Here is a 23570-nt window from a genome sequence, read left to right as displayed (position 1 = left end):
ATAAAATATGAAACTGCCCTTTGGAATTTCCGAAGGGCAGTTTTGTTTAAAACTATTAATCAGTATTTATTGAACCACAAAGATTCGGAGGCACAAAGGAAAATATATTTCGCGCTCGCTATCCTGCTTCTCCAGAAGCTGGATTTTATTCTCTCGCAAAGTCGCAAAGACGCAAAAAGAAAGAAAAGTCAATAAGGAAGGTTCCCGCTATCCTGCTTCTCCAGAAGCTGGATTTTATTCTCTCGCAAAGTCGCAAAGACGCAAAAAGAAAGAAAAGTCAATAAGGAAGGTTCCCGCTATCCAGCTTCTCCAGAAGCTGGATTTGTCTCACGCTAAGACGCTTGGACGCAAAAAAGAAAGTATGTAAAGCCTACGAACAAAGAAAACAAAAGCCCACTCTTTGTATTCCCGCTATCCTGCTTCTCCAGAAGCAGGATTTGTCTCACGCTACTGCCGTGTCAGGAATATCCAATTACCCAACTTTGGGAAATTTTGCATGTTAATTCTCTCTGTTCCCTTTGTCCTTTGTGGTTTAATCTTTTACTAAGGTTGCATCATCTGCTTTTTTCTTTTTTCCTCTGCGTCCTTGCGTGAGGTATATTTTTTACCGCAAAGGAATGGAAGGTTCCGCAATGGGACGCAAAGGATTTTGAGCTTCCCTGTTTTTGGCGGAAACTCTAATAACTCTCTTCTCCTTGTTTCGGCCAAAAACCGGAATCGTATTTTTTGTCTTTATCCCCGAGTTGCTCCCGATAGCTCGGGATTACTCACGGTTATTATTATTTGATCCCTTCAGGATCATATCCCCCGCCGATGATAGTACCTCCCAAACCATTATTCATTCAGCATTTTTAATTCCCTTCTTTTTTTCCTTTTCCTCTGCGTGTATTAAAAAATACCATTGCATCTTTCATTTAAGCTTTTACACAAAGGGTATTTGAAGAAATAAGGAAGCATTGCATTTTGTGGAAGAATAGCCAACTCAAATTTTACCCTATCTTTAAGACCTAGCCAACAAAATCAAATTCTATGAAAAAAATACAAGTCCTCTTGCTGTTTTTCTACTTCATTTCCTTTTCGGTTTTCTCGCAAAAAAGTCCTGCCGGAACCGCAGACATCCCCCTTCAATATTACCTTCCCGCAGGTTTTACTTACGATGAAAAAATCCCCAAGCCAAAAGAAATCTTGGGTTTTGAAGTGGGTGAATGGAATGCAGGGTACGATCAGGTCATCCGGTATTTTGAAAAATTGGCAGATAGCTCCCCACGGGTAAAGTTTGAAATCATTGGCTATACCTACGAAAAGCGGCCCCAAATCCTGCTCACGATAACCTCTCCGGAAAACCTCACCAACCTGGATAAAATCAAATCCGAAAGGCAAAAACTCCGCGATCCGAATGCAAAGATTGATTTTGAAAAAATGCCCTTGGTCATGGCAGCAGGATATTCCGTACACGGCAATGAATCAAGTGCCCTCAATTCCTCCATTTTAGCTGCCTACCATTTTGCGGCTGCCAATGAAATCGAGGCAGACTTACAAAATATCATCGTCCTGATTGATCCCTCACTAAATCCTGACGGAAGCAACCGATACGCTTCTTGGGTCAATTCCCACCGATCTTATAATCTCAACGGTGATCCGGCCAACCGTGAACTCAGCGAAGCATGGCCCGGTGGCCGTGGCAACCATTATTGGTTTGACCTCAACAGGGATTGGCTTCTCGTGCAGCATCCAGAATCACAAAACAGGGTGGCAAAATTTCAGGAATGGCTCCCCAATATTTATTTGGATTACCATGAAATGGGTACCAACAACACTTTCTTTTTTCAGCCGGGAATCCCGAGCCGAGACCATCCGCTGACGCCTAAGAAAAACATCGAACTGACCGAAAAAATGGCTAAATATCATGCTAAGGCCATGGATGAAATAGGGTCTCTCTACCATTCGAGAGAAAGTTTCGATGAATATTATTTTGGTTATGGTTCTACTTATCCCGATATCCAAGGTTCCATCGGAATCCTATTTGAGCAGGCATCTTCAAGAGGCCATTTGCAGGAAAGCATCTATGGACCATTGCCTTTTGCTTTTACTGTCAGAAATCAGTTCCGGACAAGTGTGAGTTCCTTCGCAGCTGCCAAAGACATGCGGGTGGAAATCAACAAGTTCATGCAGGATTTTTATGCTGAGGCAGTGAATGAAGCTGCCGTTGACACAGATAAGGCATATATTTTTGGCGATACAGCCGATGCAGCACGGAGTTTTCATTTGGCAGAAATGATCCAGCAACATCAGATCGACGTCTATGTACTCAACCAAGATATCACGGTTAACGGTGTGCCTTTTAATAAAGAAAAATCCTATATCGTCCCACTGAATCAGCCTCAATACAAGTTGATCAAAGTGATATTTGAAACCAGAAACACCTTTCAAGACAGCCTTTTTTACGATGTCTCTGCTTGGACTTTGCCAATGGCTTTCAACCTCGACTATACAGCGCTGAGCAGTAGGATTATGAATCTTGCTGATGTCACGCTGTTGGAAGATGATTTTAGCCTCAAAGCCGGAACCTTATTCGGAGAAAAAAATGCCTACTCTTACGCATTTGAATGGGCGGATTATTATGCGCCAAAGGCTGCTTACAAGCTGATGGATGAGGGATTCTTGGTTCGCTTGACACATGAACCCATTACCCTTCCTGACGGAAAAGTCTTAGGTAGAGGAAGTATTTTGGTCAGTACACTTAGAGACGCAGGAGAAGATGCTGGGACCAAACTCCATGCTTCCTTGAATGCTATTGCTGCCGAGACCGGCATTACCGTCTATGGCATCAGCTCGGGATATACCGCAGGTGTGAATATCGGCTCTCCAACCATCGATGTACTTAAGAAACCAGAAGTTGCACTATTGGTCGGAACAGGTATCACAAGTACTGAAGCTGGTGAAATGTGGCATCTGATGGACCAAAGGTTTGACATGCCGATCACATTACTTCCTGTAGAAAGACTGCGAAACACAAATCTAGGCAGGTACAATGTCCTCATCATGCCCAATGGCAATTATGCGGCTTGGGGAAAAGATGAAGCCGAAAAAATCAAATCATGGATAAGTGAAGGGAATACTTTGATCGCCAGAGGAAATGCCATGACTTGGCTCAATGGCAATGAGTTGGTTTCTTTTACCTTCAAAAAAGATTCTACCGAAAAAGGGAAAAAGCCTGACCTACCCTATGCCAACTTCACCAAAAACACCGGAGCAAGGATGACAAGTGGGACCATTTTCCATGCGAAGCTAGACGTAACCCATCCTGTGGCGTACGGATTTGGCAAAGCTGAAATATTTACCTTCCGAAACAGTAACCAGGTTTTGGAACCAAGCAAAAATCCTTACTCCAATCCCATGGTCTATACAGACAAGCCTTTGGCAAGTGGCTATGTCCATCCTGCCAACCTCGAACTTGTCAGAAACAGCAGCGCCATTCAGGTCAAAAAACTGGGGCAGGGTAGGGTAATAGGAATGGTGGACAATCCTAACTTCCGTGCAATTTGGTACGGAACCAACAAGCTTTTCCTCAATGCCATTTTCTTTGGTCAGGTGATCGAAGGCGGGACTGCGGATTGAACTTGTACTTTAACCCTCCAAGGGTTCAAAACCCTTGGAGGGTTATTCACCCAAGTGTCTTCAAATAATCCTTTTTATAAACCAAAGGCGTCACCCCGATTCTTTCTTTGAATTGCCGGTTGAAATTGGAAAGGGTGTTGAAGCCGCTTTCATAACAGATTTCGCTGATGTTGGCGTCCATTTCATGGAGTAACTTGCAGGCATGCCCGATCCTGACATCGGTGAGAAACTCTGAAAAGGATTTGTTCATCCTCGAGGAAAAATACCTGCTAAAGGCACTTTCCGTCATATTGGCCATGGAGGCCACCTCCTCAAGCAGGATTTTTTGGCGGAAATTTTCCATCACATACTCATAGACCTTGCTCATCCGGTCCTTTTCAGATTCTTTGTTGGTATTGATGTAGCCAGCCTGTGTTATCGGATGACATTCGGGTGACTCGGACAGCGTCTTCAGGATGTCGAGCAACTTCAAGATGCTGTCAATTCCTTTTGATTCCGTCAATTTCTCCAATTGAACCCGGAGCATCTCATTGGTCTTCCCGGTAATCTCCAATCCCCGTTCTGACTTTTGGAGCAAAATCTTGATCCCCTCAAATTCCTCTTTGTCATAAATTGCATTTCCCAAAAAGTCTTTGCCAAAGTAAACCACAATTCCTTTGGTCATCAGTCCACTCTCTTTTTCAAAATAAGGAGGATCATTCCGCCAAAGATGTGGCAGGTTAGGCCCCGTAAAAACCATGTCAAATTCCCGGAAAGGCTTCATTTGATCGCCGATAAACCTTGTCCCTTTTCCTTCCAAAACCAAGAAAAGCTGGTACTCATTGTGAAAGTGCCAATGCTTGTCAAAATTGGGGGCAAAAAGTGCTTTTGCAACAAAAGCTTTGTCCTCAGGAATCCTTGATTTTTGAAGTGCTTGTTTCATGATTTAGTCAATTATGCCAAAATAATACCCGAATATCATTTTTTTGGACAAAATAAAGTCATAATCAGCAAAAAAAAAGGGAGATTGCCATTCGATAAATGTGGAATTTGAATCTTCCAATAAACCCTAAATTCTCTTAAATAATCCATCCATGAGATATTCTCATTCACTCCTCCTTCTTCTCCTCATCTTCGTCTTCGGTTGCGGTAAGAAATCAAATTTACCGGAGCTACCTACAGGACCAAGACGGGCAGAAATCCTCTTTCTGGGACATGACAGCAAGCACCATGATTCTGAGAAGTTGATGCCTTATCTGGCAAGACCACTTTTTCAAAAAGGAATTAACCTCACTTACACTTCTGATCTCAATGACCTGAATCTGGACAACCTGAATCAGTATGACGGGATCATGATCTATGCCAACCACGACAGTATCACTTCAGATCAGGAATCTGCCTTGAAGAAATATGTGGAAAGCGGCAAGGGTTTTATTCCCCTTCACAGTGCCTCATTCTGTTTCCAAAATTCTGATTGGTACATCGAAGCCGTAGGCGGACAGTTCCAATCGCATGGCACGGGTGATTTTAAAGTAGATATCATTGCCGCTGAGCATCCCGTGATGCAGGGAGTGGAAGTTTTTGAAACTTGGGATGAAACCTATATCCACACCAGGATCAATCCCGACATGACTGTCCTCATGGAAAGAGAAGAAAACGGACACCGCGAGCCTTGGACTTGGGTGAGAAATCAAGGAAATGGACGTGTATTTTATACTGCATATGGACACAATGAGCGCACTTGGTCGCAACCAAATTTCCATACCCTTGTCGCCAATGGCGTACTTTGGGCGATCGGAGATGATGTAGCCAAGCAGGTGGCTGATTTCAAAATCCCTCAACCGGTTTTTGAAGATGCCGTCATTCCAAACTACGAAAACAAAGACCCGGCACCGAGATACCAACATCCACTTTCTCCGGAAGAATCCATGAAATTGATTCAGATTCCTGTAGGATTTGAATTGCAGCTATTCGCTTCTGAGCCCCAAATCGTCAATCCAATGGCAATGTGTTGGGACGAAAAAGGAAGATTGTATGTGATCGAAACAGAAGATTATCCAAACGAAGTCCGTACTGAAGGTGGAAATGACCGAATTAAAATCCTTGAAGATACTGACGGCGACGGCAAAGCTGACAAAGTTACCGTCTTCGCCGATGGACTCAACATCCCGACAAGCATCATGGCCATGAATGGAGGGATCCTCATCTCCATGGCTCCTGATTTTATATTCTTAAAAGATACCGACGGTGACGACAAGGCCGATGTAAGAGAAGTATTGGTCACAGGTTGGGGCAAAAGCGATACCCATGCCGGACCTTCCAACCTGAAGTATGGCTATGACAATAACATTTGGGGTGTATTGGGATATTCCGGTTTCAAAGGAACAGTTGGCGGACAGGAATTCAATTTCTCCCAAGGTGTTTACCGATTCGCTCCTGATGCTTCCAATTTAGAGTTTTTGGGTTCGACAAGTAACAATACTTGGGGACTTGGCTTCTCGGAAGATTTCAATGTATTCATCTCTACTGCCAACGGTCAGCACAGCGCCTACCTTGCCATGACCAACAAAAACGTCAAAAGACCCATCGCAGGCGGGATGAACAATACCGTCTTTGGAATAGACAGCCACTACGACATGCCGCACCTGACGCAGTTTTTGAGACAGGTCGACTACCATGGCGGCTATACCGCTGCTGCAGGACACAACTTCTACACGGCAAGAACTTTCCCTAAATCCTATTGGAACAGGGTGGCTTTTGTGGCCGAACCGACTGGAAGGGTGCTTCACAATGCCATTATCACCAAAGACGGATCAGGATTCAAAGAAAAGAACGGCTTCAATATCATAGCGAGTTCGGACGAATGGTTCTCCCCTGTGCATGCCGAAGTCGGACCGGATGGTTCACTTTGGATTGCGGATTGGTACAACTTTATCATTCAGCACAATCCAACTCCCAAAGGATTTGACAACGGTGCCGGAAATGCCTACATCAACCCGATGCGGGATTCCAAGCATGGAAGGATTTATAGGTTGGTGTACAGAGGCGCACCGGAATACAAAGGATTCTCAATCGACCCGACCAAAAACGCTGACCTGATTGCAGGCTTGAAGAGCGACAACATGTTTTGGAGAATGACTGCCCAAAGGCTCATCGTCGAAAGCCAAAACAAAGGCATCATCGGTGATCTTTACAAGCTGATCGAAAATACGGAGGTAGATGAAATCGGTCTGAATACCACCGCAAACCATGCCCTGTGGACATTGCATGGCCTAGGCGCGCTGAGCGGTGATGATGCCAATGCCATCAAGATTGTTGGCAAAGCATTGTCACATCCTTCTGCCGGTGTGAGGAAAAATGCAATTGAAGTTCTTCCAAAAACTCCTGAAACTTTTGCGCTGATCCAATCCAACAAACTCCATCAGGACCAAGACCTGAATGTAAGGAAAGCCACTTTCCTTGCATTGGCAGAAATCCCGGCTTCACCTGAAATCAGCAACCTGATCTATGAAGCAAGTCAGGACGAAGCAAACGGCAAAGACGCCTATCTTCCACAGGTGATTTTCTCTGGGGTCCTCGCTCATCCAAGTTATTTTGAGCAAAACCTAGCTACACTTTTCCCTGCGGAAAAAGTAGATTCTCTCTACACATTGACAGAGAAACTGACCAAGAGTCTTGTCGTCGAGCAATATAACCTCGACAGAAGAGCCGCAATCGTCTATCCTCCTGATGTCAGCAACAAAGAAATACATATCGTCACCGAATTGGCTGAAGGCAACGAACCTCTAGAAGGAGTCATCGCCGCGCAGGGAAACAAGATGAATGGTTATTCCCTTTTTGTAAAAAAATCTACCTTGAATTGGGTAATAAAACAAAACGGCAAAACCTACAAAATCACCGCAGGCAACCTGCCAAAGGAACTGTTTAAGGTGGAAGCCAAGCTCCTTCAAGGCGGAGAGATGACATTGCAGATCAATGACAATCCGGTTGCCAAAGCAAAAGCTCCTTCCCTATTCACCGTAGCATTGACTCCGGACAGGATTCGTGTCGGCAATGATATGGGTGAAGAAAATCAGGTGGGAGACTATGAAGGCGCTTCTTGGCTAAGGGGAAGAATGGGAAGAGACAGCTTCCTCAGCCTCAAAGACCCCAACTTCAACCTGCAGGATTATTTGGCCAAAGGCCCTGAAAAAGCCGCCGCTCCCGTATCAAGGGAAAATGCCTTGGTAGTGAAGATCGGCGTCATTCCCCACGAAATGAAATACAATGTGACGAGCTTCAAGGTGAAAGCCGGTCAGCAAGTGATCATTGACTTCGAAAACAAAGATTTCATGCAGCATAACCTGATCATTGCCAAAATAGGTTCGCTCGAAACGGTTGGAAAAGCCGCTGACGAAATGGCAAGAGATCCAAAAGGAATCGAAAAAAATTACGTCCCAAATATCCCTGAGATCATCACAGCCTCCAAGCTTGTGGATCCCGAAGGGCTCGAATCCATCATTTTCACTGCGCCAACGCAAAAAGGAGAATATCCTTTTGTATGTACTGTACCGGGTCATTGGCGTATCATGAACGGTATAATGATCGTAGAGTAAAACCGGGACATTATGGCAATAAATGCAACTTTTGGTGTCAGCACCTGGCTTTGGACATCTCCTTTCCAAAAAAATACCATAGGATTATTTTCAAAAATCAAAGAAATGGGCTTCGACGCGGTAGAAATACCCGTCGAAAACCCGGATCTGATCGACATCCCCGCGGTCAGGGAAGCACTTGCGGAATTCAGCCTGCAACCCATCATTTGTGGGGCTTTTGGGCCGACTCGTGATTTGACGCATGATGATCCTGCATTTCACAAAACAAGCTTTGACTACCTGCAAAGATGCTTTGAGATCAGTTCGGCACTTGGTGCCAAGTTCGTCGCCGGACCGATGTACTCTGCAGTGGGGAAAGCAAGGCTTGTCTCTCCCGAACAGCGGAAAATAGAATGGGACCGTGCGGTAAGCAACCTCCACAAAGTCTGTCAGATGGCCGAGTCTATGGGACAGGAGATCGCTTTGGAAGCCTTGAACCGCTTCGAAACTGACCTCATCAATACCACGAAGGAACTCATGCAACTCATCGCAGACATCAACCATCCCGCTGCCAAAGTGCTCTTGGATGGGTTTCATATGAGCATCGAAGAATCAAATCTGGAGGAGGCCGTCAGACATGTCGGGGACAAATTGCTGCATGTGCAGGTTTCCGAAAACCACCGCGGCATCCCCGGAACAGGTCAGACAAGTTGGTTTTCCTTCAAGCGGGGACTCAATGCCGTCAACTACAAAGGAGTGATTTCGATAGAGAGTTTTACGCCAAATGTGCAGGAACTTGCGGGTGCTGTCTGCATCTGGAAGCCCCTCGCTCCTAGTCAGGATGAATTCGCTTCCCGCGGACTTCACTTCCTCAAGGACTGGCTTTCCGGCAAACAATTCACACACTAGGGATGTCTTTCACCACAGAGCACACAGGGAGCACGGAGCTGGAGAACTCCAACACCTTCTTACCTCTTACCTTTCACCAGTAACCATTAACCAAATACTTGTACTGAGCGCATTCGAAGTAACCCTTAACCTAAATCTCATATCTACTACCTCTTACTTCTCACCTCTTACCTTTCACCAATAACCCAATAACCATTTAACCTTTAACCCTCTAACAAATAACCATAAAAGCCATGAGCAAAAAACAAATCAACATCGCCATCGTCGGACTTGGTTTTGGGGCGGAATTTATCCCCATCTACCAAAAGCATCCGCTAGCCAATATGTATGCCATCTGCCAAAGAAACGAAGACAAGCTCAATGAAATCGGAGATGCCTTTGGCGTAGCGAAGCGCTATACCGATTACGATGAGCTCCTCAAAGACCCAAACATAGACGCTGTCCATATCAATACCCCCATCCAAGCCCATGCCGAGCAATCGCTGAAAGCACTCAAGGCCGGCAAGCATGTCGCCTGCACCGTGCCCATGGCCACGACTGTGGAAGAGTGCCGTCAGATCGTCGCAGCCTGTGAGGAAACAGGGCTGACGTACATGATGATGGAGACGGTGATCTATTCCCGTGAATTCCTTTTTGTCAAGGAGATGTATGAGAAAGGGGAATTGGGAAAGATCCAGTTTCTGAGAGCAAGCCACCAACAGGAGATGGCCGGTTGGCCGGGATACTGGGAAGGGCTGCCGCCGATGCACTACGCGACCCACTGTGTGGGACCGGTATTGGCACTGCCAAAAGCACAGGCTGAATACGTGTCCTGCTTTGGGTCGGGAAGGATAGACGAAAACCTCATCCCAAAATACGGTTCTCCCTTTGCCATCGAGACCTGCCATATCAAACTCAAAGACTCCGACCTCTCGGCCGAGGTCACCCGCTCGCTCTTCAACACGGCGAGACAATACCGTGAAAGCTTTGATGTCTATGGTTCCAAAAAGTCATTTGAATGGACACTGATCGAGCATGAAGACTCCGTCATCCATACCGGGGAAGTCCCCGAGCGGGTCAAAATCCCTGATTATGCCCACCTGCTGCCGAAGGAAATCGCTTCCTTCACCACCGCCGGGGTATATGATTCGGATGACAACCAACACCTTTCCTTTATCCAAGGGGCGGGACACGGCGGTTCGCATCCGCACCTTGTCAATGAATTCTTGTCTGCACTGCATGAAGGAAGGGCACCCTATCCGGATGCAAGACAGTCCGCCAACATCACCTGCGTGGGCATCCTTGCCCATGAGTCAGCGATGGCCGGTGGTCAGATCATGAAGCTGCCGGACTTTACCCTCAGGTAAGCCATTCCCTACAACCTATATCTCTCATACCAGAACCACTGCGAAAGCGGTGGTTTTTTTGTGGGGTTTTGGGAAGAAATTGATCAAGTAAAAGTTCGGAGGATGGATTGGATATTTAGGAGATTAGTTTTATGTTTAGGTAATTGAAAACCACAACAATATTTTTGATACCAGCCAAATCGGGTAGATTAAACAAGTGTTGCTGGTATACAATCGTTGCCTGCAACCGTATGGGGACACTGTTAACTCCAAAGTGACAAGCAAGAAAAGAACGACAATGCAATTAGCTTTCTATAACAATAACGAAAAACGAGTGCGACCGACATTCTCTGGACAAAAAGGAACTTGTCCATTATGTGGAGGCAGTGTTATTGGTAAGTGCGGTGAGATTTATGCAAGACATTGGCAACATAGCCATGATAGTAATTGCGACCATTGGAAAGAACACGAAACTCCTTGGCATCGTAACTGGAAGGCAAAATTTCCAGAAGACATGCAAGAAGTTGTAATTGAAAACTATGGAGAAAAACATCGTGCCGACATCAGGACAAATTCAGAAACCGTAATAGAATTTCAACACTCTTCACTTTCTAAATCAACCATTCGTATCCGAGAAGAATTTTATGGAGATATGATTTGGGTAATAGATGCAAAACCATTTAAAGAAAATTTAAGAAAATGGAGTGTTGTTCAAAAAGGACTAATAGATATTGACACTCATGCAAAATATAAATTGTCATCTATTGAACAAGAGTTTGCTGACGAACTCAAAAGGTTAACGGAAGTAATTAAAACAAATGAAAGAGAATCGGCTTCAAAACTTTACAGCATTAAATACAACAAAACATTCCTTGAAAAAATAAATTCTGACATTCTAAACATTGATGCCGTTAATAAAGAAATACACGATAAGTGGGAAGCAGGTAAAAGGTATTGGGAAAGTCATTCGGCTGACATAACTAACAATTTGGAATCAGAGTATTGCACAAAACTAAAAGGCGTTCCAAACAAACTATCACAACTAAAAAAGGAACGACAAACTAATGAAAACACAATTGAAGAAATTAATCATCTTGAAAGTTTTGAACTTGACAAGAAAATTTTCAAAATCGTTCCTTACACAATAATCACTAATCAGAACTTTCATAAAGCAATAGCAATCGTCAAAGAATCACGAAAAACTTTTTTCATAGAAGTTAAGACAATTTCAAACGAGTCAGAGTTTCTTAGCTATCGTTACAGGAAAGACAAATTCGATTTTGCAATTGACCCAACTGATGCTCTTAAAAACTTGCAAGACAAAATCAAACAAATTGACACATCATATCTTGAAATAGAAAATTCTGTTCCTATTTTGAAAGCCGAAATGCAAACCAAGTTATTAGAACATTTAAAACAAAAAGCACAAGAACTTCATACCAAAGTTCAGCAACTAAACAGCGAATGGGATGAGTTAATTGTAGCTAAAAACAATATCACGGCAAGAAAGGAAAAAACAAAAATTGCTCAAGCCAAATACTTTATAGAATCAAAAAAGGAAATTGAAAAGGAAGCAAGTGAGAAGCGATTTAAAATAATGAAGGACCAGAAAGGAATCTATACATTTGAATGGAAACGGGAAAGAAAAAGCTGGCAAGATGCAGAGGCACCAATTTATTTTGACTTCGGAGACAATTACTTGTATGAGAAAATAAGAGAGGAAATTTTTAAAAGAATACCGGTTCAAGAATTTATTGAACACCACACAAAGTAAATTGGCAAATTAGGTATGACACCCCCTCTAGGTGTAGTATGACGCTTGATGCTAAGACTGGGTGGAATTTGTAATTCCACCCTTTTATCCTTACCAATTTGCAATTGGAATCATTGACCATTCAGCATGATTTCATGGAGATAAAGAATTACAAATTCACGCTGATAGGAAGGCGTAATTGCAAATTACCCCTAGCGCTTTTCGCAAATTCCACACGGCCTAGTTTCGAACAATTTTCCTTAGCAGGGGTACTTCCGAAGTGGAGGGGGGTACTTACGAAGTACCCCCTCCCACTTCAGAGGTGAACTCACTGACCTTTTTACCTACCCAGTTCACCTTTTAGGAGAACGCACTGACCTTTTTGCTAAACTAGTTCGCTTCGGAGGTGAACTCACTGACCTTTTTGCTGAACTAGTTCGCCTCGGAGGTGAACTCACTGACCTTTTTACTCACCCAGTTCACCTTTTTGGTGAACTCACTGACCTTTTTACTCACCCAGTTCACCTTTTTGCCGAACTCAGTCGCCTTTTTGGTGAACTCACTGACCTTTTTACTCACCCAGTTCACCTTTTTGCCGAACTCAGTCGCCTATTTGGTGAACTCACTGACCTTTTTGCTAAACTAGTTCGCCTCAGAGGTGGACTCACTGACCTTTTTGCCGAACTCGGTCACCTTGGAGGTGAACTCACTGACCTTTTTACCTAACTCGGTCACCTTTTTGCCAAACTCAAAACAGCATAGGTGTTTTTTGGCATTTGATAATAGAAGCCTTTTTTCCATTCCATAGTCGGAAATTTGATTTTCAATCTTACTTCCATGGAATAAAAAATCCACTTATCTTTAAATGGGATACATTCTTAGTCTAAATTTTTTAATTGACTTAGGATTCCCTTCACCACATCAAAAGACAATTATGAAAATTAAAATCAATCAGAAATCTGAAAGAAACTATGTGACTTTTTTTCCAATCATTTTAAAGCAAACATTGCTTATATTATTTTTTTTGTGGAGCTCCCAAATAATTGCGCAGCAAGAAACAAAGTCAAGAAGTTTTGGTATTCATGGGGGAATAAACAGCAGTCTCCTAGACGATGCATTTGGTCCAAGTTTTTCTTTCCACTATGCGATTCGTACAGATAAAGTGCTCCAAATTGAATCCCTGCTTTTCTTTGACAGCAACTCAGGAAAATCCTTTATGTCAGGATCCTCCCAAACAAGTTCCGGAATTGGTTTGGCGGCCGGTTTAAGGATCAATGTCTTGCCCAATAGAAACTGTAACCCATCTTTGGTCATTATGCCGGGAATAATGCAGAGTTCTGAAAGAATAAATGGTAGAGAGTTAAGTGGGGTATCAGGAGCCATTTGCCTGGGACTTTCAAATACCTTTCATGGCAAGCATATGGGTACCCTAGGAATCAACCAAGGAGAAAATATAAGTGCGGCGTATATAAAATACGGTTACTGGTTTTGATAAAGCTGAAAGCGGTCAGTTGGTTAGGACTATTCCCCCTCTAGGTGTAGTCAAACGATGGATGCTAGGACTGGGTGTAATTTCAAATTACACCCTTTTATTTTTTCCATCCACGATAGCCATCGGGATGTAATTGGAATCATTGATCATCTAATCGATTCCAAACCGCCCTAATTTTAAGGTTGTATTGTTTAGGGTTAAATAAAAATTTATTTGACTTATAAAAAATGAACTAACTTTGGTTGCAAACCCACTTACAAACAAAAACTACACAATCATGAAGAAATTAATTTCTCTAATCATTGGAATGATTATCCTTGGCCTTTCTCATTCCTTTTCACAAACTGTAAATGATATTCCGATTAATGAAATTGATGTTGAATACATTCAAATCGTTGGAACAGGAAATTTTAGAAGTGGGAAAGTTAAAGTAAGATTAGATTTTGGTAATGAAAACAAGTACTTAAGTTCTAAAGAAACCAGAATTAAAGATGAGAATGGGGAGCTCTTGGAGTTTAACTCTATGGTGGATGCATTGAATTTCTTTGGTAAAAATGGCTATGAATTTATTGAAGCATATTCTTTATCATTCGAATATAATGAATGTTATTTTATGCTGAAAAAGAGGGATATACAGAGGTAAGATTTTCAATCCCTCTGGGTTTAGTTTGATGTTTGATGCTAAAACTGGGTGGAATTTGCCTACCCTGCACCTTGCCCAAGGCTAGTTCCCATAGCTATCTGAACCAAAGGGATCATTTCCAAACGCTTTGTCCTACCCTTTTATTTTTTTCCATCCACGATAGCCATCGGGATGTAATTGGAATCATTGATCATCCGTCAGGATTTTTTTTTTGAGAGGATTCTGCCGGTTGCTAATCCCAAGCCACTTTAAAAGACATTTAAAACCAAATCTATATTTTTGTATCTTTGAATTATGAATTACCAAGACTATATAGAGATTAGATCAGATAAGCGATTTGGGAAACCTTGCCTTAAAGGAAGTAGAATATCAGTATATGATGTTTTGAATTGGCTTGCAAATGGAATGAGTAAACAAGAAATCATGGAAGATTTTGAAGAGATCAATGAAGAAATGATCAATGCATGCCTTGCTTTTGCCGCTGACAAAGAACATAAACTGAAGATAGCTTCTTGAAACTTCTATTTGATCAAAATATCTCTCCAAAGATTGTTAACCAACTTGGGAAAGACTTTCCGGATTCAAGACAAGTTCGCCATATTGGCTTAGAGGATGCCTCCGATATTGTAATCTTTGATTATGCAAAAAACAATGGATACACTATCGTGACTTTTGACTCAGATTTTGTGGATTTAAATATCATCAAAGGTATACCTCCGAAAATTATCTGGTTAAAAACAGGAAATTTGGCCAGTAAATCAATCTCGGAACTACTTATAAGAAACTTACCAGCCCTACATAAATTTTTAGAATCAAGGGAAGCAGAAATTTTGGAAATCATATAAAGTAACTTTTAATTCCCCCCTAGTTTGGTCAGGATTTTATTTAGAGTTTTCTTTTTCAAAATATAATCTAAAAATCCCTCAAGCGATCTTTGACTTCAGCAATCCATACGGGTGTAGTTCTTGGTGTAAGCCACATATGTATGAATCTAGCCCCTCTTGGTGTAGTATGACGCTTGATGCTAGAACTGGGTGGATTTTGCCTACTCTACGCCAGGCCCAAAGCTAATTCCGATAGCTACCGGAACCAAAGGGATCATTCCAAACGCTTTGTCCTAACCCTTTTATTTTTACCAATTTAAAATCGGATTCCTAATATTCTCTGCGTCAAGGTTTAATTTGATTTTTTGCTAAAAATGGGTGTATTCAGCAAAGTACGTAAAGGGAAATTCGACCCTAATATTCTTATCCCGATACTTATAAACTAAGCAATTACTATTATCGAAACTTGCAAAAAAATCAAGTTTCGATAATTGAGTCGAAAGCAAAAACAGAACCATTTCCTAGATGATTTATTTAATTTTGAGATCATGGATTTAAAAAAAGAGTTGTCAGCCGATCAATGTAAAGTGCTTTTCGGTATTTTGAAAAGCAGGTTTGAGAAAAGCAAAAGCCGTCACCCCAGACTGGAATGGGCATCAGTACAAGCAAGGTTGGAATCTCACCTTCATAGCAAGGGAAATCCGGAAAAGCTTTGGTCACTGCATCAAATGGAAACCACCGGAGGTGAACCGGACGTGGTTGGCTTCGATGAAATAACAGGAGAATTTATTTTTTATGACTGTTCGGCAGAAAGCCCCAAAGGCCGCAGAAGTATTTGCTTTGACCGCGAAGGTTTGGAATCGAGGAAAGATTTTCCCCCTGCAAATAACGCCGAGGACATGGCTGCCGAAATGGGCATCGACATCCTGACCGAATCCGAATACCGTGATTTGCAACAATTGGGAGAGTTCGATACCAAAACTTCAAGTTGGATTCAAACATCCGATGCCATCCGAAAACTCGGAGGGGCGCTCTTCTGCGATCGCCGCTACGACCATGTTTTTGTCTACCACAACGGCTCTCAATCTTACTATGGAGTCCGGGCTTTTCGTGGGATGCTTAGGGTCTGATGTCAAGCCACCGAAAGCTTTTTCAGCCATTTGTTCGGAATCAAAAATTTCCATGAGTTATAAAAATCAGATTTATAACTCATAAATGGCCGGTTTTTGAGTTATAAAAGTTTTCAACCATTCAATTTACATCCAAATCCATATTCCCAGGAAATTTTCAAAAAAATAGCTACCCGATCTCTCAGGTAGCTATTTCTATTTAATGACAATCCACAGTTGACTGTGGACCGTCGACTATGGACTTTCAAAAATCACTTCTTCCAGCTTGCTTTTCCACCTTTGGCAGAATCCACATTGATACTGTAGTTGCCGCTGCCGGAGACGATCCATCTCACTTTTACAGCACCCATTCCAGGGATATTGGCAACGGAGATTTTCTCAGGATTTACCTTTTGCTCTGAAAGTCTGTTGAAGTCCTCATTGTCGACCACAAAACCTGCCACTACTTTGGCACCGGTGATGCTGACATAATCAGGTCTTTCGATTTTATATTTCAGATCTTGACTGGAGTGTGTTGGGATCAACCTTTCGTTGTAGATCGTTGCCGTCACTGCTTTTAATCCTCCTCCAAGGTCTTCTTCTTTGACATCCATCACGCTGAGTTTTGGAGTGTGGTATCCGTGGAGAATGGTGAAGGCGGCATTCCTATGCGCATCTTGTTCCAAGAGGAATCCCGGATGCAGACGGCCAAAGTTTTTCTTGAATCCACCGACTTCTATTTTGCCATATTGAGGGTGGTCGTATTCTGCCCAGTTGACGAATGCATCGCCAAAAGTCAAATAAGTATCCACCATCATCTGTTCATCCTGATTGCCTCTTCCTGCATTTTTGTGCACATAGAGATACGATGTCATCAATTCGTTGGAATAGGTGAAGATTCCTCTTCCTCCATAAAACCAATCCAATTGACCCCCAAATACGGAATAAAGGTCTTTGTACACCACGAGGTATTTGTACCCCGGCATGAATTCCTCCCCTTTTTTGGCAATGGCATCATAGATTCTGATGTCAGTTTGGTTGTATGTTCCGAGGTCTTCCTCTGCTCCTGGTCCTCTCAGGATCATGCCACCATAGTTGTGGTAGCTTTGGGCGGCGGCAATGTTGGGATGCTTCATCACATATTCCATCACTGCCTTATTTTCAGGCACACTAAAAGGATACTTCCAAGCTCCCCGCTGCACATAATCTGGCTGCCAGTTCCATCCCCAGTCACGGTTCGGGTCATAATAACCGATCGCATCTTCATTGACAAAACCGTCACCATCATTGTCTATGCCTTCATAACCTAGCATTTCATATTCTCCTTTTTGATCAGGGGCGACCATGATGAGTTTTCTTGGATCCATTTGATCTTTTACATAGCGTCCTGTCGGAGACTTGCGGATCATCATGGTGATGTGGCCGTCCTTGTTGATGTCGTCAAAAGGATCCTCACCGATCACTCCGTCGCCATCATCGTCCATATTGATCATCCCTGACCTTGGAGAATTTTGGGTATTTGGTTCCTTGATAAAGTTATCGTGCGCATCAGGGTTGATGGTAGGCGCAATGTAAAAGGTTTTGTCTTTGAGCAATTGGGTGATAAATTCCAACTCTCCGTACATTTCAGAAAGGTACCAAGCTGTATAAAGTGTGAATTCAGTTCCCTGAATCTCGTTGGAGTGGATATTGCCATCGATCCACATGCCCGGCTTGTCTTCGGCTTTACCAGCTTTGAAGTCTGTGACGATCAGTACCCAAATGTCGTTGCCTTGGTAAGATTTCCCCATGCTTTCGAGCTTCACAAGATCAGGATGCTTTTTGGCCATGTCCCTCATGATTTCTTCCAAAGCAAGGTTGGTATGGTACCTGTTCCAGGAAACGGGAACTTTGGGATTGTGCGGAGTACCGATGGCGCGGAAATATTTCTCCTGTGCGCTAGTCTCCTGAATGCCTGTAAAACTGATTGCCAGTCCTAAGGCTGTTGTATATATCCAATTTTTGAATTTCATTTTTTTGTCGGTTTAGAGTTTCACATTGAGTGTGGCGATTCCGGTGTGCGCTGCCCCGGCTTTGATATCCACGGAGCCGCTCCCTTTGACCACCCAAGACAAAGTGGTTTTGCCATAGGCATCTAGCTTATCGATAAGCTTGATTTTTTCACCCGAAACAAGGTCAGCAGCGTCTTTGCTGATGTCTACCCGGATTTTTCTCAGCCAACGTGATTTTTCACCCATTTCTGAATGTGTCGGTAAGGGAGAATTGTTGAATAAATCAGCAGTGATCCTTGTCAACCCGTTTCCAAGTTTTTCGGATTTGACATTGTGAAACTCCACCTTGGGACTCAATGCGGCCAATTTCAAAATGAAATCCGTGTGCTCAATCGCAATGGAATCCACTTTGGTAAATGGTGGATTGTACATCACAAAAGGTTTGATGCCTCCTACTTCCACTTTCTGACCCGGGAAATCCGGATGGGTCACAGGTGCCCAAGGCACAAATACATTGTTGAGGTTCTCGCTAGCTGCCCAAGCAAGGAAGTTTGCCTCTGCATTGCTGTTGGATTTGCCCTCCTCGCCTTTTACCTCAGGAACCCACCATCCCGGTGTGCTGAAGCTGAGTCTTCCAAAATGGAAATATGCCCATTGGAAAAAGTCTCCATCAGTACCTTGATTGGTTTGGTTGAATGCCTTTTGGGTGATCGTTTCATTGTAAATTCCCGAAACCATGCCGTTGATGGCTACATCTTTTTCCAACATGGAAGCGATGATTCTTTTCTTGGCATCTCCAGCATTGTATTTCAGGGGAGCGGAGAGGTTGTTAGCCGGGCTGAAAGTCACAAAAGCGAAGATGTTCCACTGATCGAAAAGGTAATCGAGCAATGCGCGGCTTTCGACCTGTGATACTGCAATTTCTCCTGCGAGCGGTTGGAAGATTGGGAATTTGTAAGTCATGCTTTTGTTGAAAGCAATACCTTCTACCAAATCCTCTCCAAAGCTACCGTCCTTATCCTTATCCATGCTCTCAGGCATCATCAGGTAATTGCCTTTTTGGGCTTTGGACCGGTCGGCCTTTGTCATCAATCTTTCATCCTTTTCATTGACCATGTATTCGCCCATCGGGCTTTCGACGCGCATCATGGTGATGAGTCCATCTTTGTTGAGGTCTTCATAACCATCTTCTGAAACCTGTCCGTCACGGTCGTGGTCGATTTTGGCGGCATTGCCTCTTCTTTCATACTTCAGAGAAGCATGGTACTGCTCATAAGCATCAGGAGACATGTTTGGGAAAATGTAGAAAGTGTTTTGGTCCAAAGCTGATTTATGATCCCTGAGCAATCTTTCAGCAAACTGTAGGGCCAATTCGACACTGAGGACATGAAAGCCTTCTGCCCCGCCAACTACGGCAATGGCGGGCTTGTTGTCCAGGTCGCCGGTACCGATTTTAAGTACCCAGATGTCCTTTCCGCCTTCGGTTTTGGTAAGGGAACTGAGTTTGGCGGCACTTCCGCTGCCGGAAATGGCTTGCAGCCTTTGGGTAATCTGGCCAAGTGTGGGATAATCCCCCTGCGCCAGCGCGGTCGAGTGAACGGAAAACAGTAATCCCGTCCCTAAAACCAACGATAGATACATTTTCTTCATAAAGTATATCAGGTTTAATTCTTAAAGAAAAAAGACACTCAAGGTGCCTTTTGTGATGCTATGTTACAAAATTTAAACCGTTAAATAAAAGCCGATTCGTCCTATTGGTTTGCGTGGATTTGAAAGGTTTACCAAATGGATAAGCGGAATCTAGATTTCTTCCATTTATAAAACAAAGCGAAAAAAGTTATTTCCTAGTCAAAAAAAATGGTATTTTTCCACAAACACTATTCCCTAGGTATGTTTCACAAAATAGCCCTTGCCATCGCTTTCTCTCCAAGAATGGAGGCATTGATTGCGGAATCCAAAAGACTGAAAGACCTTTATCAGGCCGAATTGGTTCTGATTCATATTGGAGAAAAAACAGAAGATAGGGTTAAAATTTTGAATTCAATTCTTGAAAAAAATGGATTTGATATTGAAAAAGTCAAGATAAGATGGGAAGAAGGCAAGCCGGCTAAAAAAATCCTTCATGTATGCGAGGAAGAGAAAGTAGACCTTCTCGTGGCCGGGGCTCTCAAAAGTGAAAGCCTATTGAACTATTATATAGGAACTATAGCAAGAAAGATCATTCGAAATTCTAAATGTTCTGTATTGACATTGATTGAACCGCTCGAGAAGCCCACCCCATTTGAAAAAGTGGTGATCAACGGCACGGAGCAGGAGCAGACCCCATTTGTAATTGAGAATGGTCTTGAATGGTGTAAACTTGATGGAGCCAAGCAGGTTTTTGTGGTCAATGAAATCAAAATGTATGGATTGAAAATGGCTACAGCGGCAGAAGGAAACGAAGAGGAAATTGCCTCTGCTCGCAGAAAACTCGTCGCTGACGAGGTAGAATATGTCAATAATATCCTGAAAACCCTAGACAAAGGTGACTTAAAAGTTAATGTCAAAATTACCTGTGGCAAATGGGCGATTGAGCTGGCGAAGTTTGCAGAAGATGTCAATGCCGACCTTTTGGTCGTGGGAGATGAAGGAAAACTTGGATTTATGGACCGGCTATTTCCACATGACCTCGAAGAAATCCTCAACAACCTTCCCTGCAATCTACTTATACTAAAAAAATAACACGGCTACATGGAGAGTTTATCACATCAAGATGTAGTCAATCTTTTTCTGCAATTGGCGGCAATGCTATTGCTTGCAAGGGTATTTGCAGAAATTGCACAGAAGTTCAAACAACCGGCAGTTGTCGGAGAGCTTCTAGCAGGGATACTTTTAGGCCCCACTATTTTGGGGACTTTTATTCCTGATTTTCATGAATACCTCTTTATGAGCAATCCCAATGCAAACCTTGCTTTGGATGGTTTTGTGCAGATTGCTGTGGTGCTTTTGTTATTTATTGCAGGGCTAGAGGTGGAGCTGCATCTCGTATGGTCACAAGGAAAGGCTGCATTGAGCATCAGTTTATTGGGTTTGGTGGTCCCCTTTATTCTTGGATTTGTTTTCCCTTATTTCTTCTCCTCCTTCTTTGGATTGGCGGATGGCGACAGGTTATTATTTTCGCTCTTTATGGGGACAGCCATGTCGATTACAGCCTTGCCCGTGGTGGTCAGGATATTGATGGATCTCAACCTCTTCAAGACTAAAATGGGCATGCTGATCGTGGCCTCAGCCATGGTAAATGACATCATTGGATGGTTGATTTTTTCCGTTATTCTTTCCTTTATGGGCAAAAGCGGAAACCTTTCACTGATTCAGACTGTCGGGATTACCCTGTTGTTTACTTTCTTTATGCTGACTTTGGGAAAGTTTATCATCAACAGAGCTTTACCATGGGTCAACAAAAAATTGGCTTGGCCGGGAGGAGTGCTTTCCTTGTCAATGGCATTTTGTTTTCTCTCGGCTGCATTTACCGAGTGGCTTGGGATCCACGCCATTTTTGGTGCATTCCTTTTGGGGGTGGCATTGGGAGACTCAGAACACATGTCTGAGCGAGCCAAGGAGATTGTCCATCAGTTTATCAACAATATCTTTGCTCCGCTATTCTTTGTCTCCATCGGCTTGAAAATTAACTTCTTCACCAATTTTGAGCTGCTCCTCACACTCGCCATTTTAGCAATTTCTTTTGCCGGAAAAATCATTGGAAGTGGATACGGTGCTTCCAGAGGAGGATTCAATTTTAAAGAATCTTTGGCAGTTGGATTTGGCATGAATGCCCGAGGAGCTATGGAAATTATACTTGGTTTGATTGCATTGGAAAATGGGCTGATCGATGAAAAGGTTTTCGTAGCATTGGTGGTCATGGCTATTGTGACCAGCATGTCAAGTGGACCATTGATGAAGTGGGCATTGGATAGAAATAAAATTAATGTCAACTGATCTGAATTATTTTAGGTTTTCAATCAGTCAAGATCAAAACACATCTCAGCAAAATTTAAATTCTATTCTTCAGGATTGGCATCTAGGCAATGATGCCAGAGAAATCGAGATGAATTAAGCAGGAGAATTACTGTTTCTCTATCCCATAATCCAAGGGCATCAGGTCCCCGATTCTTTCCCAACCCATATATCCCTGCACAAAAATGTCAAAGGGGTGAAAGTAGCTGCCGTTGTCAAAAACCTGTACAGCCCTGGATCGCATTTCTATTTTGCTCAGCTGAGCCACCTTGACACTTGATTCTATGCTCTCCGCCTCCCCGAGGTTTTTGATTGAAAAATTGATATTGCGAAGACTGTAGGGAAAAAATGCAGACTCCTCCTCCTCATGCAGATACAGGATATAGACAGGCTTATTGTAGATGATAAATACCTTCCCGTCTTTTGTAGACTGGGTCAGTGTAGCCGCTGCTATCGGGTCATTGAATGGGATGTCGATGGAATCTAAAGATGCCAATTCATTTTCTTCTTTTCCCTTATCCAACTTTACCTCACTTCCATAGCCAATAATTTCCAAATTCATTTCAGCGGGTATGTTTGGGACTTTTTGGGTTGGGAAAATTCGGTATCCTGAATTTTCTGTGTTTCCTTCATACAAGCTCCTCATAAAATGCATCATACTTCCCAAATAGGCTTTCTCACGGCTCTCGGTTACTTTCTTGATCCTTCTTTTTGGGAGTTTTTCTTCCACAAAGTATGGATAGCCTGCATACACCACTTCATTTTTGGTTTTATTAAATTCAAAGCCGGTAAGGACGTATTTGATCTGATAGCCAAGGTTAGGATTTTCGATTTCGAGAATATCCTTGGCACGCGCTGTCAGTGAATTGGGATCAGTTTCACCATCGAGGATGAGCACTTCGGGGTTGAGGATGTTGCAGCTCTTGGCATTGGCACTACTACCCAAAAAATATTTCTTGAAAACCTCCAAGTTGTCATACCAGGTTTTGTCTCTTTTTTCTTTTACTTCACTTCCTTCCAGTTCGATTGTCTCCGGTAAAATCCGGAATTCGTAAAAACTCCGCAAAACCTTGGTTGAAATGGTATAGCTAAAAGGTTGAAATCCAATATAGGAGATGACAAGTTCATGATTGCCTTCGGGGATAGTCAGTTCAAATTCCCCTTTCTTATTGGTAGAAGTACCGATGCTGGAATTGCTGATAAAAACAGTGGCAAAAAGCAAAGGCTCCAAAGTCTCCGCATCCAACACCCTTCCTTTGAGACTATACTGCCCAAAAGCATCTTTGCTTCCTAGCCAAACGGTTAGCAGAAAAATCAAAGAAATCCTAAGCATGGGTTTGGGATTGTTTTTCAACATCTG

At 42.9% G+C, this 23570-nt stretch carries 16 protein-coding genes; 12 read left to right on the top strand and 4 right to left on the bottom strand.

Features of this window, described 5'->3' with window-relative positions; genetic code table 11:
* Positions 1-1029 precede the first annotated feature (1029 nt).
* Positions 1030-3618, top strand: coding sequence for a M14 family zinc carboxypeptidase (locus tag M3O96_RS16225; protein ID WP_249722299.1), 2589 nt, complete (start codon positions 1030-1032; stop codon positions 3616-3618).
* A 46-nt stretch (positions 3619-3664) separates the two neighbouring features.
* On the opposite strand, the gene M3O96_RS16220 is transcribed toward M3O96_RS16225, so the two are convergent.
* Complete coding sequence (locus tag M3O96_RS16220) at positions 3665-4540, bottom strand: AraC family transcriptional regulator (RefSeq protein WP_249722298.1); 876 nt, start codon at positions 4538-4540, stop codon at positions 3665-3667.
* 151 nt (positions 4541-4691) lie between these two features.
* On the opposite strand from M3O96_RS16220, the gene M3O96_RS16215 reads away from it, so the two are divergent.
* The 9 genes from M3O96_RS16215 (at position 4692) to M3O96_RS16175 (ending at position 16247) form a co-directional block, all read left to right on the top strand.
* A complete protein-coding gene (locus tag M3O96_RS16215; RefSeq protein WP_249722297.1) occupies positions 4692-8192 on the top strand; it encodes a PVC-type heme-binding CxxCH protein in 3501 nt (1166 codons plus the stop codon).
* A gap of 12 nt (positions 8193-8204) precedes the next feature.
* The gene (locus M3O96_RS16210; protein WP_249722296.1) at positions 8205-9080 is read left to right on the top strand and encodes a sugar phosphate isomerase/epimerase family protein; all 876 of its coding nucleotides are present in this window, start codon (positions 8205-8207) and stop codon (positions 9078-9080) included.
* 233 nt (positions 9081-9313) lie between these two features.
* Positions 9314-10426 (top strand): Gfo/Idh/MocA family protein, encoded by a 1113-nt coding sequence (locus M3O96_RS16205; protein WP_249722294.1) that lies wholly within the window; start codon positions 9314-9316, stop codon positions 10424-10426.
* A gap of 277 nt (positions 10427-10703) precedes the next feature.
* The gene (locus M3O96_RS16200; RefSeq protein WP_249722293.1) at positions 10704-12179 is read left to right on the top strand and encodes a competence protein CoiA family protein; all 1476 of its coding nucleotides are present in this window, start codon (positions 10704-10706) and stop codon (positions 12177-12179) included.
* Between the two features lie 913 nt (positions 12180-13092).
* Positions 13093-13650, top strand: a complete 558-nt coding sequence (locus tag M3O96_RS16195) for a hypothetical protein (protein WP_249722292.1) — start codon at positions 13093-13095, stop codon at positions 13648-13650.
* A 277-nt stretch (positions 13651-13927) separates the two neighbouring features.
* Positions 13928-14293, top strand: a complete 366-nt coding sequence (locus M3O96_RS16190; protein ID WP_249722291.1) for a hypothetical protein — start codon at positions 13928-13930, stop codon at positions 14291-14293.
* Between the two features lie 294 nt (positions 14294-14587).
* Positions 14588-14809: a DUF433 domain-containing protein gene (locus M3O96_RS16185; protein WP_241126326.1), complete on the top strand. Its 222-nt coding sequence runs from the start codon at positions 14588-14590 to the stop codon at positions 14807-14809.
* Positions 14806-15138 carry a DUF5615 family PIN-like protein gene (locus M3O96_RS16180; RefSeq protein WP_249722290.1) on the top strand — a complete coding sequence of 111 codons (333 nt, stop codon included), beginning with the start codon at positions 14806-14808 and terminating at the stop codon, positions 15136-15138. The genes M3O96_RS16185 and M3O96_RS16180 overlap by 4 nt, the downstream gene beginning before the upstream one ends.
* A gap of 527 nt (positions 15139-15665) precedes the next feature.
* Positions 15666-16247, top strand: coding sequence for a DUF4256 domain-containing protein (locus tag M3O96_RS16175; RefSeq protein WP_249722289.1), 582 nt, complete (start codon positions 15666-15668; stop codon positions 16245-16247).
* 251 nt (positions 16248-16498) lie between these two features.
* Here the strand turns inward: M3O96_RS16175 and M3O96_RS16170 are convergent, their stop codons facing one another.
* Positions 16499-18238: a M14 family metallopeptidase gene (locus M3O96_RS16170; protein ID WP_249722288.1), complete on the bottom strand. Its 1740-nt coding sequence runs from the start codon at positions 18236-18238 to the stop codon at positions 16499-16501.
* A gap of 12 nt (positions 18239-18250) precedes the next feature.
* Positions 18251-19867 carry a M14 family metallopeptidase gene (locus M3O96_RS16165; protein WP_249722287.1) on the bottom strand — a complete coding sequence of 539 codons (1617 nt, stop codon included), beginning with the start codon at positions 19865-19867 and terminating at the stop codon, positions 18251-18253.
* Between the two features lie 240 nt (positions 19868-20107).
* On the opposite strand from M3O96_RS16165, the gene M3O96_RS16160 reads away from it, so the two are divergent.
* Together M3O96_RS16160 and M3O96_RS16155 are read left to right on the top strand one after the other, a co-directional pair.
* On the top strand, positions 20108-20938 hold the full coding sequence (locus M3O96_RS16160) for a universal stress protein (protein ID WP_249722286.1): 831 nt from the start codon (positions 20108-20110) through the stop codon (positions 20936-20938).
* Positions 20939-20947: 9 nt separating this feature from the next.
* On the top strand, positions 20948-22192 hold the full coding sequence (locus tag M3O96_RS16155) for a cation:proton antiporter (protein WP_249722285.1): 1245 nt from the start codon (positions 20948-20950) through the stop codon (positions 22190-22192).
* A gap of 127 nt (positions 22193-22319) precedes the next feature.
* On the opposite strand, the gene M3O96_RS16150 is transcribed toward M3O96_RS16155, so the two are convergent.
* The gene (locus M3O96_RS16150) at positions 22320-23567 is read right to left on the bottom strand and encodes a carboxypeptidase-like regulatory domain-containing protein (protein WP_249722283.1); all 1248 of its coding nucleotides are present in this window, start codon (positions 23565-23567) and stop codon (positions 22320-22322) included.
* Between the last annotated feature and the right edge of the window lie 3 nt (positions 23568-23570).

Source organism: Aquiflexum sp. TKW24L, assembly GCF_023502205.1.
GTDB lineage: Bacteria > Bacteroidota > Bacteroidia > Cytophagales > Cyclobacteriaceae > Cognataquiflexum.
This window is presented reverse-complemented; position numbering and strand designations above follow the sequence as displayed.